Raw genomic sequence first — 13,899 nt, 5'->3', positions numbered from 1 at the left:
TGCTCCTGCGTGGTGGTCGTGGTCGGGCGGGCTGTGCTCACAGCGCGTCCAGGTCGGGTGGGGTGAGGGTGAACACGGCCTCGACGGCGCCGTGCACGTCCTGCAGTGCCGGGGTGAGGTCGAACTCGGGTGCCTCCGGCTGGCCGGAGGCGCGCGAGGCCGTCGCGGACACCGGCAGCCCACCGTGACCGGCACCCACGTCGCGCAGCTCGACCAGGCCGGTGAGCGTGCTGCCCACGGCCGCGGCGTACCCGCGGGCCCGGGTGACCGCCTCGCCGATCGCCGCGGTCCGGGCCGCGGCGTGCGCGGGGGAGTCCGGGTCCAGGCCCCAGTGCGGCCCCCACAGCTCGCAGCCCTCCAGCGCGGCCGCGGCGACGGCGAGCTCCCCGGCGCGCCCGACCTCGGCGACCCGGACCCGGGTGGACACCGAGGCCAGGTGGCCGGTGACCCGGTGCCGCCCCTCGACGACGGGGTGCACGCTCACGCCCTGGGTCGAGTGTTCGGTGACCAGGTCGGCGAAGCGCTCCAGCAGGTCGGTGACCCCGCGCTGGTGGTCGGCGACGAGGGCCAGCGCACGGTCGCGCTGCCGGTCCCGGCCGGTGACGGTGAGGGTCAGCTCGGCGTGGTCGGGGGCCACCCGGTGGGTGACGTCGCCGCGGACGACGACGCGGGGCGCGGGTTCCACGGGACCTCCTCGGTGGTGGCGCAGGGTGACGGGGTCACCCTGGCAGATCACGAGTCGGTGTACCCGGCGAGATCGTGACGGGTCCGTGACCCGCGCCTGACAGTGTCGGTGGCTCCGGTGGAGGGAGTCGCGGTGTCGCTGCTCGAGGGCAGGTTCGTCACCCTGGCGGTGCTCGGCGTGCTGTGCCTGCTGAGTGCCGGCCTCACGTCCTGGCTGCTCGGTCAGAGCTCGACGCTGCTGTTCGCCGTCGTGTTCGCGGGGCTCGTCGTGGTGAGCCTGATCCGCCCACCGAACGAGTGAGCGTCACCGCCGACGCCGGGTGCCGAACACCCCGCGGGTGATCTCCCGGCCCAGTGCCGACGCCGCGGAGCGGGCGAAGGCCCTGAACGCCGACGAGCCGAGCACCGTGGAGACGAGGCCGGGCTCGGGCGCGGGCTGCCGGCGCGGTCGTGGCCGGGGTGCCGGCCCGTCGGGGTCCGGCTCGCGCCAGCCGTCGGTGTCGCGTGGCACCGGGGCAGGGGTCGGCGCGGGGGCCGGCGCCGGGACGGGTGCCGGTGGCGGGGCGAGCCGGGCGGCCAGCCGTTCGTAGGCCGACTCCCGGTCGACGGCGGCCCCGTACCTCCCCGCCAGCACCGACGCGGTGACGGCGGCCTGCTGCTCGGCAGGGTCGATCTGGCCCATGGAGGAGCGGGGTGCCCGGACCATCGTCCAGGCGACCGGGGTGGGGGCGCCGCGCTCGGACAGCACGGTCACCACCGCCTCGCCGGTGCCCAGCGACGTCAGCGTCTCCGCGACGTCGTAGGCGGTGGACCTCGGGTAGGTCTTCACGGTCTTCTTCAGCGCGGTCGCGTCGTCGGGGGTGAAGGCGCGCAGCGCGTGCTGCACCCGGTTGCCCAGCTGGCCCAGCACCGGGGTCGGGACGTCGGTCGGGTTCTGGGTCACGAAGAAGACCCCGACGCCCTTGGACCGGATCAGCCGCACGGTCTGGGTCACCGACTCCAGGAACGCCTTGCTGGCCCCGGTGAAGAGCAGGTGCGCCTCGTCGAAGAAGAACACCAGCTTGGGCTTCTCGACCTCACCGACCTCGGGCAGCTCCTCGAAGAGGTCGGCGAGCAGCCACATGAGGAAGGTGGAGAACAGTGCCGGCCGGTCCTGCACCTGGCTGAGCTCGACCGAGCTGATCACGCCGCGGCCGTCGGGCGCGGTGCGCATCAGGTCGGCGGTGTCCCACTCGGGCTCGCCGAAGAAGACGTCGCCGCCCAGGTCCTCCAGGGCGATCAGGTTGCGCAGGATCACCCCGGCGGTGGCCTTGGACAGCCCGCCGAGGCCCTGCAGGTCGGCCTTGCCCTCGTCGCTGACCAGCCAGGAGATGACCGCGCGCAGGTCCTTGAGGTCCAGCAGCGGCAGGCCGGCGTCGTCCGCGTAGTGGAAGACGAGCCCCAGCGAGCTCTCCTGGGTGGCGTTGAGGTCCATCACCTTGGACAGCAGCACCGGCCCGAAGCCGGTGATGGTGGAGCGGACCGGCACCCCGGTGCCCAGCCCGCCCAGGGCCAGGAACTCGACGGGGAAGCCGGTCGGTGTCCAGTCGTCGGCGGTGTCCGTGGCGCGCCGCGTGACCCGGTCGCCGGGCTCCCCGGGCCGGGACAGCCCCGTCAGGTCGCCCTTGACGTCGGCCAGCACCACCGGCACGCCCTGCGCCGAGAGCTGCTCGGCCAGCAGCTGCAGGGTCTTGGTCTTGCCGGTGCCGGTGGCCCCGGCGATCAGGCCGTGCCGGGTCATCATCGACAGCGGCACCCGCACCTGGGCGCCGGGGTGCGCCCTCCCGCCGTGCACCACGGAGCCGAACTCCAGGGCCGGACCGGTCGACGCGTAGCCGGCCGCGATCTCCGCGACGACCGGGTCCACCTCGCCGGCCCCGGGTGCGGCCGCGGCGTCCGGCCCCGGGGTGGTCACTCCTGGTCGCGCACGACGCGGTCGACCTCGGGGGTCGGGGACGGCGGGGCGAAGCCGGCGCTGGAGGGCTCCGAGGGCTGCACCGTCGAGGGCTGGGTGTCCGCCGCGGCTGCCGCGGCCCGGTCGACCTCCGGGGTGGCGCTGCCCGGCGGGGCCCACGCCGGGGCGCCGGCGTCGGGCTCCGTGTGGGTCGGCTCCGTGTGGGTCGGCACCGTGTGGGTGGGCACCGTGTGGGTGGGCACGGGCGGGGTGCCCACGACGGGCGGGGTGACCGTCGACGGCGTCGTCAGGTCGGCGGGGGAGCCCGCGGTGCCGGCGGCGTCCCCGGCGCCCTCGTGGCGGGGGACGGCGGCCTTGGCCTTGCCGGCCGCCGAGTCGATCTGCTCGGCCTTGTCCGGGAACTTCTCCTTGGCGAAGCGGCCGGCCTTGTCCACGGCCTGCTCGATCTTCCCGGAGTTGTCCTTCAGGGCCGTCTGGAGCTTGTCGGCGCCGTCCGTGAGTGCGTCCTGGGCCTTCTTGGCGATGCTGCCGAAGTCCATGGTCTCGGGCCTTCCGTTCGACGGGTGCTGACCGGACCACCCTGCCCGTCGGGGGGCCGCCCCACAACACGGTCGCCGGGGAGCTCGACGGCGGCGGGGCGGACCGGCAGGATCCCGGGCGTGACCGAGAAGGTGCAGGGCCCGGCCAGCTACTTCCCCTCGATCGAGAAGACGTACGGCCGGCCGGTCGCCGAGTGGAAGGCCCTCGTCCGCGAGCGGATCGCCGCCGAGCCCGGCGCGAAGCAGATGGCGCTGGTCGGCTGGCTGAAGACCGAGCACGGGATGGGCCACGGGCACGCCAACGCCGTCGTCGCGCACACCCTGGCCGAGGACCGCGCCGCGGGCTGACCCGGTGCCCTTCACCGGCGCCCACCCGGTCGCCGTCCTGCCCTTCCTGCGCACCCGGCTGCCGGCCTCGGCGCTGGTCGTCGGGAGCGTCGTCCCCGACCTGCCCTCCTACGTCCCGGTCGACCCGCTGTGGAAGACCCACACCTGGACGGCGGTCGTCACCGTCGACCTGCTCACCGGGCTGCTGGTGTGGGCGCTGTGGCACGGGCTGGTGAGCCGCCCCCTGGTGGCGACGGCGCCGCGGCCGCTGCGGGCCCGGCTGGTCGGCGTCCCGCTGGGGCTGCGCGCGCGGCTGACCGGCGCGCGGGACCTGGTGCCGGTCGCGGCGGCGGTCGTCGTGGGTGCGGCGACCCACGTGGTGCTCGACGCGTTCACCCACCCGCGCCGGTGGGGCGTGGACCTGCTGCCGGTGCTGTACGAGCCGTGGGCAGGGGTGCCGGCGTACAGCTGGCTGGCCGACGTCGGTGGTGCGGTGGGGCTGCTCGTGCTGGCCGGCTGGGTGGCGCTGTGGTGGCGGCGGACCCCGCCCGCCCCGGTGCCGCCCGGGCGCCCGTGGCCGTGGGTGGTCGTGCCGCTCGCCGGCGTCGTCGGCGCCCTCGCCGCCGCACCCGGGGAGCCGGACACCCGCAGCGCCGCGGTCGAGGCGGCCTTCGGCGGTGGCGGGGCGGCGCTGGGCGCGGCGGCCGTGCTCGTCGTCGGCTGGCAGCTGCGCGGGGTGCTGTCCCGCTGAGCGGACCCCCTGCCGCCCGGCCCGGGTCGCCCTAGGGTCGGGGCATGCCACTGGACGGCGAGTACGTACCCAGCCCGGAGAAGTGGGTCCGCGACCAGGTCGAGGCCTACGAGCGCAGCGGCGGCCGGGAGGCCAACACCCTCCCGGGCCGCCCCGAGCCCGTCGTCGTGTTCACCACGCGCGGGGCCAAGAGCGGCGCGGTCCGCAAGAACCCGCTGATGAAGGTCGAGCACGACGGCGTCTACGCCATGGTCGCGAGCCAGGGCGGGGCGCCCAAGCACCCCACCTGGTACCTCAACCTCCTGGCGCACCCCGACGAGGTCACCGTCCAGGACGGCGACCAGATCTGGGACGGCGTCGCCCGCGAGATCAGCGGCGAGGAGAAGGCCGGGTGGTGGGAGCGGGCCGTCGCGGCCTTCCCCGACTACGCCGACTACCAGCGCAGGACCGACCGGGAGATCCCGGTCGTCCTGGTGGAGCGGAAGGCCTGAGCACCCCCGGGTCGGCAGCGGGCCGGGTCGTCGTCGTCACCGGTGCCTCCGACGGCATCGGCGAGGCGGCGGCCCGCCGGCTGCACCGCGACGGTGCGCAGGTCGTGGTGGTCGGCCGGTCACCGGAGAAGACCGCCCGGGTCGCCGCCGACCTGCCCGGCAGCGTGCCGCTGGTCGCCGACTTCGCCCGGCTCGACGACGTCCGCCGGCTGGCCGCCGACGTCGCCGACCGGTTCGACCGGGTCGACGTGCTGTGCAACAACGCCGGCGGCTCGTTCGGCACGCGGCGGCTCACCGTCGACGGCCACGAGACGACGTTCCAGGTCGACCACCTCGGTGGGTACCTGCTGACCCGGCTGCTGGAGCCGCAGCTGCGCGCCGCGCGCGGCCGGGTGGTGGCGACGGCGTCCTTCATGCACCGGTTCGGGTGGGTCCCGCGGGGCCGGCTGGCCCGGGCCTACGAGTCCCGGCCGCCCTACCTGGCCAACCGCGCGTACGCGAAGGCCAAGTTCGCCAACGTGCTCACCACCCGGGAGCTGGCCCGCCGGTGGGGCCCCGACGTGACCGCCGCCTGCTACGACCCCGGCGCGGTGGCCAGCTCGTTCGGCGTGCAGTCCGGCGGGGTGGTCGGGCTGGCGTTCCGCACACCGCTGACCGCGTTCTTCCGCACCCCGGCACAGGGCGCGGACACCATGGTCTGGCTGGCCACCGCCGAGGAGGGCTGGCGCAACGGCGGGTACCACGTCGACCGCTCGCCGGGCCTGACCCTGCTGGCCGCCCGGGACGACCGCCGGGCCCGCGAGCTGTGGGACCTGTCCGCGGCCCTCGTCGGCCTAGGGTCCTGACCATGGCGAGCAAGGCCGGCGACGCGGTCGAGATCGAGGTCGACGGGCTGGACGTGCGGCTGTCCAGCCCGGACCGGGTGTACTTCCCGGCCCGCGGGGAGACCAAGCGGGACCTGCTGGAGTACTACCTCGCCGTCGGCCCCGGGATCGTCAACGCGCTGCGCGAGCGGCCCTGCATGCTGCACCGGTTCCCCACCGGCGTGACGGGGGAGAAGGTGCACCAGAAGCGGGTGCCCTCGGGCGCGCCGCCGTGGCTGGAGACGGTGCGGGTCACCTTCCCGCGGTACCGGCGGACCGCCGACGAGCTGTGCGTGACCCACCTGGCGCACGTCGCCTGGGCGGTGCAGATGTCCACCGTGGAGTTCCACCCGTGGAACAGCCGCCGGGCCGACGTCGAGCTGCCCGACGAGTGGCGCATCGACCTGGACCCGATGCCCGAGGCCGACTGGGGCACCGTCCGCCGGGTCGCCGGCGTCGTCCGCGAGGTCCTCGACGAGCTGGGGGCCGTCGGGTTCCCCAAGACCTCGGGCGGCAACGGGCTGCACGTCTACGTCCGCATCCCACCGGCACACGGCTTCGGCGACGTCCGGCGGGCCGCGCTGGCTTTCGCCCGCGAGGTGGAGCGCCGCGCCCCCGACGAGGTCACGACGACGTGGTGGCGCAAGGACCGTGACCCCGCTGCGCTGTTCGTCGACTACAACCAGAACGCCCGGGACCACACCCTGGCCGCGGCCTACTCCGTGCGGGGCAACCCCGAGGCCACGGTGTCCGCGCCGATCACCTGGGACGAGCTGGCCGACGCCGAGCCCGGTGACTTCACCATCGCCACGATGCCCACGCGCTTCGCCCGCCTCGGTGACCTGCACGCCGACATCGACGCCCGGCCCTTCGACCTGGCCCCGCTGCTGGAGTGGGCCGACCGGGACGAGGCCGCCGGTGCCGAGGTGCCGCCCGAGCCCGAGGACTGAACCGCCGGTTCAGGGCTGGCGGTAGACCGCGTCCGGGACGTCGGTGACGAACATGTGACCGGGCGCGTGGGTGAGGGCGAACGGCGGCCGAGAGGCCATCAGGGCGGCCTGCGGGGTCACCCCGCACGCCCAGAACACCGGGACGTCGCCCTCGTGCAGCACCACCGGGTCGCCGAAGTCGGGGGCGGCCAGGTCGGCGATGCCGAGGGACGCCGGGTCCCCGACGTGCACCGGGGCGCCGTGCACCTGGGGCATCCGGGCGGTGACCTGGACGGCGGTGACCACCTGCGCGGCCGGCACCGGGCGCATCGACACCACCAGCGGTCCGGCCAGCCGACCGGCCGGCCGGCACTCCCGGTCGGTGCGGTACATGGACACGTTCGTGCCCTGCTCGATGTTGCGGACCGGTACACCGGCGTCCAGCAGGGCGGTCTCGAAGCTGAAGCTGCACCCGACGAGGAAGCTGACCAGGTCCTCCCGCCACAGGTCGACGATGTCGGTGGGCTCGGCGACCAGCTCACCGTCGGCCCACACCCGGTAGCGGGGCAGGTCGGTGCGCAGGTCCGCGCCCGGGGCGAGCACCGTGCGGGTCGAGCCCGGGTCGGTGACGTCGAGCAACGGCACCGGCTGGGGGTTCCGCTGGCCGAACAGCAGCATGTCGAAGGCCCAGTCGCGGGGGAGCACCACCAGGTTGGCCTGCGTGCTGCCCGGTGCCCAGCCCGACGAGGGCACCGCCAGGCCGGCGCGGAACGCGGCCCGGGCGGCGGCAGGCGTGCCCGCGGGTGCGCTCGCGGGTGTCGTCGCGGGGGCGCTCACCGGCGGGGTCCGTGTCGGAGGTCGGTCATGTGGGCGAGGGACACGTGGAGGTACTCCTCCAGCTCGGTCGCGGCCTGCTCGGTGCGCCCGGCGTGCAGGAGCTCGAACAGGGCACGGTTGCGGGCGACGTAGGGGCCGTGCACGTGCTCGGCGGCCGCGCCCTGGAACGCCAGCCGGAGCTCGGCGAGCAGCCGGGCCGTCGTCCCGTCCAGCCGGGGGCTGCCGGCCAGGGCCACCAGGTGCTGGTGGAAGTGCATGTTGGCGGTCCCGACGGCTGACCAGTCCCCGCGGCGGGCAGCGTCCTCACCGGCCTCGACGTCGGCACGGAGCTGCCCGAGCGGCTCGGGGCCGGCGGCCGGGTCGAGGACCTCGCCGAGCCGGCGGACGACGTCGCACTCGACGGCGCGGCGCACCCGGTAGATGTCCACCAGGTCCTCGTCGGTCAGCTCGGTGACGAAGACGCCCCGGTGCAGCCGGTGGACCAGCAGGCCCTCGTGCCCCAGCAGGCGGAACGCCTCGCGCAGGGTGTTCCGGGAGACCTGCAGGACGGCCACGAGCTGCTCCTCCGAGAGCCGGGTGCCCGGGGCCAGGTGGCCCTCGGTGACCCGGCGGCGGAGGGCGTCGGCCACCCGCTCGGCGGTGCTCGACCGGTCGAGCGCCGCCGCCTCGGTGGTCAGCGCCTGCAGCCACGCACGGTCACGGCGGTCCGGGCCCGCCGCGTCTGCGGCTGAGCTCCCGGCTGCGGACTCGGCGGCTGGGGAGGAGGGTCGGGCCACGGTCACCTCGCCATCGTGTCCTGTGTGTCGGGCGCGTCAACTCTCGCATCAGCCCCTTGTCGGATTGTTCAACGATTCCATAGTGTGCTCGCCATCACGAGGGCGTGCCCCGCGCGCCACCGCCGCCACCCCACCGAGGGAGCACGCCATGTCAGGTCCCGAGAGCCGGACCGGTCCGACGGACCCCGCCCCGGAGCCGTCGCCGGACCGCGGGTCCACCCCCGGAGCCGCGCCCGGCGCCACCGGCGGCCGGTTGGCCTCGAGCACCCGCTCCACCCTGCTGGGTGCGATGTTCCTGATGGCCACCTCGGCGATCGGCCCGGGCTTCATCACCCAGACGACGACCTTCACCGTCCAGCTCGGCGCCGCGTTCGCCTTCGCGATCGTCATCTCGATCCTGGTGGACATCGCACTGCAGCTGAACGTCTGGCGGGTCATCGGGGTGAGCGGCCGCCGGGCCCAGGAGCTGGGCAACCTGGTGGCGCCCGGGCTGGGCTGGGTGATGGCCGCCTTCCTGCTGGTCGGCGGGCTGGTGTTCAACATCGGCAACGTCAGCGGCGCCGGGCTGGGCACCGACGCCATGCTGGGCCTGGACCCGAAGATCGGCGGGGCGCTGTCCGCGCTCATCGCCATCGGGGTGTTCCTGAGCAAGAAGGCCGGCGTCGCGGTCGACCGGATCGTCGTCGTCCTCGGGCTGGTGATGATCGTGCTGACCACCTACGTGGCGATCACCTCGGGCCCGCCGGTCGGGCAGGCACTGCGCAACGTGGTGCTGCCCGAGCAGGTCGACGTCCTGGCCATCACCACGCTGGTCGGCGGCACGATCGGCGGCTACATCGTCTACGCCGGCGCGCACCGCCTGCTGGACTCCGGTGTCAGCGGGCCCGGGCACGTCCGGGACATCACCCGCGGCTCGGTCACCGGCATCCTGATCACCGCGGTCATGCGGGTCGTGCTCTTCCTGGCCATCCTCGGCGTCGTCTCCGGCGGCGCCGCGCTGGACCCGGACAACCAGGCGGCCTCGGCGTTCGGCCAGGCCGCCGGCGAGGTCGGCATGCGGGTCTTCGGCATCGTGCTGTGGGCCGCGGCGATCACCAGCGTCATCGGCGCCTCCTACACCTCGGTCTCCTTCGTGACCTCCCGGACGAGGACCAGCGACCGCACCCGGACGCTGCTCGTCGTCGGCTTCATCGCCGTCACCACGCTGGCCTACCTGCTCATCGGCACCGCCCCGACCACGCTGCTCGTCTTCGCCGGGGCGTTCAACGGCCTGCTGCTGCCGATCGGCATCGCGGTCCTGCTGTGGGTGGCCACCCGCCGGTCGGACCTGCTCGGCGGGTACCGCTACCCGCGCTGGCTGCTCGTCGTCGGCTGGGTCGCCTGGCTGCTGACGCTCTACCTGGCGGTCAACTCCGTCCGCCCGGTCATCGACCTGTTCGCCTGAGGAGCGCCGTGACGACCATCGACCTCAACTCCGACCTCGGCGAGGGCTTCGGCCAGTGGACGCTGGGCGACGACGACGCGCTGCTGGAGATCGTCAGCAGCGCCAACGTCGCCTGCGGCTTCCACGCCAGCGACGCCACGATCATGCGGCGGGTCTGCGAGCGGGCCGTCGAGCACGGCGTCGCCATCGGCGCGCAGGTGGGTTACCGGGACCTGCCCGGCTTCGGCCGCCGGTTCATCGACGTCGAGCCGCACGCGCTGACCCAGGACGTCGTCTACCAGCTCGGTGCGCTGCAGGCCTTCGCCCGGGTGGCGGGGGACCGGGTCCGCTACGTCAAGCCGCACGGCGCGCTCTACAACGCGATCGTGCACCACGAGGAGCAGGCCGCGGCCGTCGTCGCCGCCGTGGTGGACGTCGACCCGACGCTCCCCGTGCTGGGGCTGCCCGGGTCGGTGTGGCTGCGGCTGGCCGCCGAGGCCGGGCTGACCACGGTGGCCGAGTCCTTCGCCGACCGGGCCTACACGCCCGAGGGCAACCTGGTGTCCCGGCGGCTGCCCGGCGCGGTGCTGCACGACCCGGCCGAGATCGCCCGCCGCTGCCTCGCGATGGCCACCGGGGGAGCGGTCACCGACGTCGACGGCGGGGAGCTGCACCTGGCGCCGGGGTCGATCTGCGTGCACGGCGACACCCCGGGAGCGGTCGGGATCGCGCGGCAGGTGCGGGACGCGCTCACCGGTGCGGGCGTCACCCTCTCCCCGTTCGCCCGCTGATGCGTCTGCTGCCCAGTGGGGACGCCGCGGTCCTCGCCGAGCTCGACGGGCTGGACGAGGTCCTCGCCCTGCACGCGGCGCTCGTGGCCGACCCGCCGCCCGGGGTGGTCGACGTCGTCCCCGCGGCGCGCACCGTGCTCGTCGTGCTCGACCCGGGCGCCACGACCCTCGACGCCGTCGCCGCGGCGGTGCGGGCCACCCGGCCCCGGCCGCCCGACGCGCGCGCCGAGGGCCAGGTGCTCGAGCTGCCGGTCGTCTACGACGGGGCCGACCTGGCCGACGTCGGCGAGCTGCTGGGGTGCACGGCCGACGAGGTGGTCGCCCGGCACACCGGCACCACGTGGACTGTGGCGTTCTGCGGCTTCGCGCCGGGCTTCGGCTACCTGACGGCCGCCGACGGAGGGTGGGACGTGGCGCGCCGCAGCACCCCGCGGACCCGGGTGCCGGCCGGGTCGGTGGGCCTGGCGGGGGAGTTCAGCGGGGTCTACCCACGGGAGTCCCCGGGCGGCTGGCAGCTGCTCGGGCACACCGACACGGCCGTCTTCGACGTCCACCGGGACCCCGCCGCGCTGCTGCGTCCCGGCGTCCGGGTCCGGTTCCGGGCGGTCCGGTGAGCCTCACCGTGCTCGCGCCCGGGCCGTTGACCACGGTCCAGGACCTGGGCCGGCCGGGGCGCGCGGCCGAGGGCATCGGCCGCTCCGGGGTCTGCGACCGGACGTCGGCCGCGCTGGCCAACCGGCTGGTGGGCAACCCGGTCGCCGCCGCACTGCTGGAGGTCACCGCCGGGGGGCTGGTGGTCCGTGCCGATGCGGAGCTGTGGGTGGCGCTGACCGGTGCGCGCTGCGCCGGGGCGCCCTACGCGGCCCCGGTCCGGCTGCGGGCCGGGGAGCAGCTGGCGCTCGGTGCGCCGGTCGGCGGGCTGCGCTCCTACCTCGCCGTCCGCGGCGGGGTCGACGTCGACCCGGTGCTGGGGTCCCGCTCCACCGACCTGCTCTCCGGGCTGGGGCCGGCCGTCGTCGTCGCCGGGGACGTGTTGCCGGTGGGTCCGGCGTCTTCTGCGTGGCCGGGGGTCGACGTCGCACCGGTCCTGGAGCCGCCGGCCGGGGAGGTCGTCGTGACCGTGCTGCCGGGGCCCCGCGCCGACTGGTTCACCGACGACGCCCGGGCGCTGCTGACCTCGGCCGGGTGGACGGTGACCGGGGACGGCAACCGGGTCGGCCTGCGGCTGTCGGGTCCCGAGCTGACCCGCGCCCGGGACGGCGAGCTGGCCAGCGAGGGCATGGAGCGCGGCGCCCTGCAGGTCCCGCCGTCCGGGCAGCCGGTGCTGTTCCTGGCCGACCACCCGGTCACCGGCGGGTACCCGGTGATCGGCTACGTCGCCGAGCCCGACGTCGACCGGTGCGGCCAGCTCACGCCCGGCCAGGTGCTGCGGTTCCGCGCGAGCCGTTGACGCCGGGGACGGCGGGCCGCCACCATCCCCGCGTGACCGCCGTCCCCACCGGACCGCCCGACGTCCACGCAGTTCCCCGCTCGCCGCTGCTGGCCGGTGCCGCCGTCGGCGTCCCCGGGCTCGGCTACGTGGCCCTCGTGCTCCTCCCGTGGCTGGCGGACGCCCCGTTCGTGCTGGGGGCCGGCCGGGGCGTCGGGTTCCTGGTCTCGGTCCTGGCGTTCACCGGGGCGCTGGTCGCGCTGGCGGTCAGCGGTGTCGCGCTGGTCCGGGGTGCCCAGCGGTCGGGCCGGACCGGGGCGTGGCTGCTCGTGGGCGCCACGGCGCTGCTGGTCGTGGGCTGGTTCCTGACGCCGGTGGCTCGGGCCCTGCTGGTCGCCCAGGTCGACTGACGGGTCAGAGGTCCGCGCGCACCCGGGCTGCGAGCACGTCGGCCAGGTGGGACTCCCCGCGCGCCCGGGTGCCCAACAGGCCCCAGCCCAGGTCGGCGGTCCACCGGCCCCGGCGCAGCCACGCCTCGGTGCCGGCCGCGGGCCGCAGCTCGGCCCGGGCGGCGGTGGCCACCTCGTTGAGGACGACCAGTGCGTCGTGCAGGGCGCCCTCGTCCACCGTGCCCTCGTCCACCGTGCCCTCGTCCACCGTGTCCTCGTCCACCGTGTCCTCGTCCACCGTGTCCTCGTCCACCGTGTCCTCGTCCACCGTGCCCTCGTCCACCGTGCCCTCGTCCACCGGGCCCTCGACCAGGGCGCGGGCCCGGGCACCGGCGGTCGCGACGACGCCGGGCAGTCGGCGGCTGGCGGCCCGCGGGAAGAGCAGCAACCCGGCGGCCAGCGCCAGCACGATGCCGACGACGGTCTCGGTGAGCCGCGTGGTGATCAGCTCCAGGCCGCTGCGCTCGGGCACCCCGACGTGCACCAGCAGCAGCGACAGCGGGGTGATGAAGGAGACCGCCAGCACGTACTGGTGGGCCACCAGCAGCTCCACCCCGACCAGCAGCAGGCCCACCGCCAGCACCTCCAGCCCGACCGGCAGGTCGGCGGCGAAGAGCAGTGCGGCCACGCCCACCCCGACCAGCGTCCCGGTCACCCGGTGCCCGGCGCGGGCCCGGGTGTTGCGGGCGTCGGTGCCCAGCAGCACGGCCACCGCGGTGGTGGCCGCCCAGTAGGTGCTCGCCAGGCCCAGCGCGCCGGCCACCAGCCCGGCCGCGGCCACGCCGAGCCCGATGCGCAGCGACGTCCACACCCACGGCGGCACCGGGCGGACGGCGACAGCGGCCCCGCCCGGCGGGGGAGCGGGCGCGTCGCCCAGCGGCAGCTCGCGCAGGAACTGCTCCTCCAGGACGCCCAGCTCCGCCCGCAGCGAGGGACGGCGACGCGACCCGGCGGCGACGGCGGCGTCAGCCACCCGCACCGCCCGGGCGACGACGGCGGGCCGGGTCGACCGGGCCGCGGCGACCGCGGCCCGGGCGGCGGCCACCGAGCGGCGCTCGGGGCCGGCCGGGTCCCACAGCCACGGGAGCATGACGACCAGCCAGGCCAGGGTGGCACCGGCCGCGGCCGCCGCGACGTGCTCGGCCAGCACGGTGGCGTCGGCGCCCAGCGCGCTGGCGCTGCCGCCGACCAGGACGACGCCGAGGGGCCCCGGCGGTCCGACCCGGAAGTGCGCGGTGGCCGCGGTGGCGGCTGCGGCCAGCGCGCCGAGGGTCACCGACAGCAGCGCCGGGCTGCCGCCGGTCAGCCCGCCCAGCGCCACGGCCGCGACGACCACCGCCGCGCAACCGGCGACCACCCCGGCCCGCCGCCGGTACGGCAGCGACGAGCCGTAGACCGCCGTCAGCCCGCCCAGAGCCGCGGCGGACCCCAGGTCGGGGTGGCCCAGCGCGACGCCGAGCGCCAGCGGCACGGTGACCGACGCCGCGGCGGACAGCGCCTTGCGTCCGCCGGCGGCCCACAGCGCGGCCGCGGCGGGCGGCCGTCGGCCCAGCAGGTGCGGGACGGCGCGGCGGACGGGGGAGGACACCGGGTGATCCTCGCGGTCCCGGCGGCGGGTCGTCGCGGCCGCGGACCCGCTCACCGGAAGGCCGCGAC

At 75.9% G+C, this 13,899-nt stretch carries 17 protein-coding genes; 11 read left to right on the top strand and 6 right to left on the bottom strand.

From position 1 onward, the window contains the following. Positions 1-37: 37 nt before the first annotated feature. A complete protein-coding gene (locus tag AC0IVP_RS07245) occupies positions 38-685 on the bottom strand; it encodes an SIMPL domain-containing protein (RefSeq protein ID WP_471755551.1) in 648 nt (215 codons plus the stop codon). Positions 686-817: 132 nt separating this feature from the next. Here AC0IVP_RS07245 and AC0IVP_RS07240 point away from each other — a divergent pair, with 132 nt between their 5' ends. After that, the gene (locus AC0IVP_RS07240; RefSeq protein WP_471755549.1) at positions 818-985 is read left to right on the top strand and encodes a hypothetical protein; all 168 of its coding nucleotides are present in this window, start codon (positions 818-820) and stop codon (positions 983-985) included. Positions 986-988: 3 nt separating this feature from the next. Here the strand turns inward: AC0IVP_RS07240 and AC0IVP_RS07235 are convergent, their stop codons facing one another. Both AC0IVP_RS07235 and AC0IVP_RS07230 read right to left on the bottom strand, forming a co-directional pair. Continuing rightward, positions 989-2,638, bottom strand: a complete 1,650-nt coding sequence (locus AC0IVP_RS07235) for a helicase HerA-like domain-containing protein (RefSeq protein WP_471755547.1) — start codon at positions 2,636-2,638, stop codon at positions 989-991. Next, entirely contained in the window at positions 2,635-3,177 is a 543-nt protein-coding gene (locus AC0IVP_RS07230; protein ID WP_471755545.1) for an antitoxin, read from the bottom strand. Before AC0IVP_RS07230 ends, AC0IVP_RS07235 begins: the two co-directional genes overlap by 4 nt. 120 nt (positions 3,178-3,297) lie before the next feature. Here AC0IVP_RS07230 and AC0IVP_RS07225 point away from each other — a divergent pair, with 120 nt between their 5' ends. The 5 genes from AC0IVP_RS07225 to ligD are packed head-to-tail and all read left to right on the top strand — an operon-like array spanning position 3,298 to position 6,559. Continuing rightward, positions 3,298-3,525 (top strand): DUF4287 domain-containing protein, encoded by a 228-nt coding sequence (locus tag AC0IVP_RS07225; RefSeq protein ID WP_056296975.1) that lies wholly within the window; start codon positions 3,298-3,300, stop codon positions 3,523-3,525. A 4-nt stretch (positions 3,526-3,529) separates the two neighbouring features. Continuing rightward, positions 3,530-4,255, top strand: a complete 726-nt coding sequence (locus AC0IVP_RS07220) for a DUF4184 family protein (RefSeq protein ID WP_471755543.1) — start codon at positions 3,530-3,532, stop codon at positions 4,253-4,255. Between the two features lie 44 nt (positions 4,256-4,299). After that, positions 4,300-4,746 carry a nitroreductase family deazaflavin-dependent oxidoreductase gene (locus AC0IVP_RS07215; protein ID WP_471755541.1) on the top strand — a complete coding sequence of 149 codons (447 nt, stop codon included), beginning with the start codon at positions 4,300-4,302 and terminating at the stop codon, positions 4,744-4,746. After that, positions 4,647-5,591 (top strand): SDR family NAD(P)-dependent oxidoreductase, encoded by a 945-nt coding sequence (locus AC0IVP_RS07210; RefSeq protein ID WP_157519459.1) that lies wholly within the window; start codon positions 4,647-4,649, stop codon positions 5,589-5,591. The genes AC0IVP_RS07215 and AC0IVP_RS07210 overlap by 100 nt, the downstream gene beginning before the upstream one ends. Positions 5,592-5,593: 2 nt before the next feature. Then, positions 5,594-6,559 (top strand): non-homologous end-joining DNA ligase, encoded by a 966-nt coding sequence (gene ligD / locus AC0IVP_RS07205; protein WP_471755539.1) that lies wholly within the window; start codon positions 5,594-5,596, stop codon positions 6,557-6,559. Positions 6,560-6,568: 9 nt separating this feature from the next. On the opposite strand, the gene AC0IVP_RS07200 is transcribed toward ligD, so the two are convergent. Together AC0IVP_RS07200 and AC0IVP_RS07195 are read right to left on the bottom strand one after the other, a co-directional pair. After that, entirely contained in the window at positions 6,569-7,375 is an 807-nt protein-coding gene (locus AC0IVP_RS07200) for a putative hydro-lyase (protein WP_471755537.1), read from the bottom strand. After that, entirely contained in the window at positions 7,372-8,157 is a 786-nt protein-coding gene (locus tag AC0IVP_RS07195) for a GntR family transcriptional regulator (RefSeq protein ID WP_471755535.1), read from the bottom strand. The genes AC0IVP_RS07200 and AC0IVP_RS07195 overlap by 4 nt, the downstream gene beginning before the upstream one ends. Positions 8,158-8,404: 247 nt before the next feature. Here AC0IVP_RS07195 and AC0IVP_RS07190 point away from each other — a divergent pair, with 247 nt between their 5' ends. Genes AC0IVP_RS07190 through AC0IVP_RS07170 form a run of 5 tightly spaced genes read left to right on the top strand, consistent with a single transcriptional unit; the run spans position 8,405 to position 12,204 of the window. Further along, positions 8,405-9,595, top strand: a complete 1,191-nt coding sequence (locus AC0IVP_RS07190; protein ID WP_471755533.1) for an NRAMP family divalent metal transporter — start codon at positions 8,405-8,407, stop codon at positions 9,593-9,595. 8 nt (positions 9,596-9,603) lie between these two features. Beyond that, positions 9,604-10,365, top strand: a complete 762-nt coding sequence (locus AC0IVP_RS07185) for a LamB/YcsF family protein (protein WP_471755531.1) — start codon at positions 9,604-9,606, stop codon at positions 10,363-10,365. Continuing rightward, positions 10,365-10,979, top strand: coding sequence for a 5-oxoprolinase subunit B family protein (locus AC0IVP_RS07180; protein WP_471755529.1), 615 nt, complete (start codon positions 10,365-10,367; stop codon positions 10,977-10,979). Before AC0IVP_RS07185 ends, AC0IVP_RS07180 begins: the two co-directional genes overlap by 1 nt. Beyond that, complete coding sequence (locus tag AC0IVP_RS07175; RefSeq protein WP_471755526.1) at positions 10,976-11,815, top strand: 5-oxoprolinase subunit C family protein; 840 nt, start codon at positions 10,976-10,978, stop codon at positions 11,813-11,815. Before AC0IVP_RS07180 ends, AC0IVP_RS07175 begins: the two co-directional genes overlap by 4 nt. Before the next feature lie 32 nt (positions 11,816-11,847). Continuing rightward, positions 11,848-12,204 carry a hypothetical protein gene (locus AC0IVP_RS07170; RefSeq protein ID WP_471755524.1) on the top strand — a complete coding sequence of 119 codons (357 nt, stop codon included), beginning with the start codon at positions 11,848-11,850 and terminating at the stop codon, positions 12,202-12,204. Positions 12,205-12,208: 4 nt separating this feature from the next. Here the strand turns inward: AC0IVP_RS07170 and AC0IVP_RS07165 are convergent, their stop codons facing one another. After that, on the bottom strand, positions 12,209-13,831 hold the full coding sequence (locus AC0IVP_RS07165) for an FUSC family protein (protein ID WP_471755522.1): 1,623 nt from the start codon (positions 13,829-13,831) through the stop codon (positions 12,209-12,211). Positions 13,832-13,899 lie beyond the last annotated feature (68 nt).

The sequence above is a fragment of the Klenkia sp. AC732 genome (genome assembly GCF_979256525.1).
Note: the sequence above shows the minus strand (reverse complement) of the source record. Positions and strands in the feature narration are given on the sequence as shown.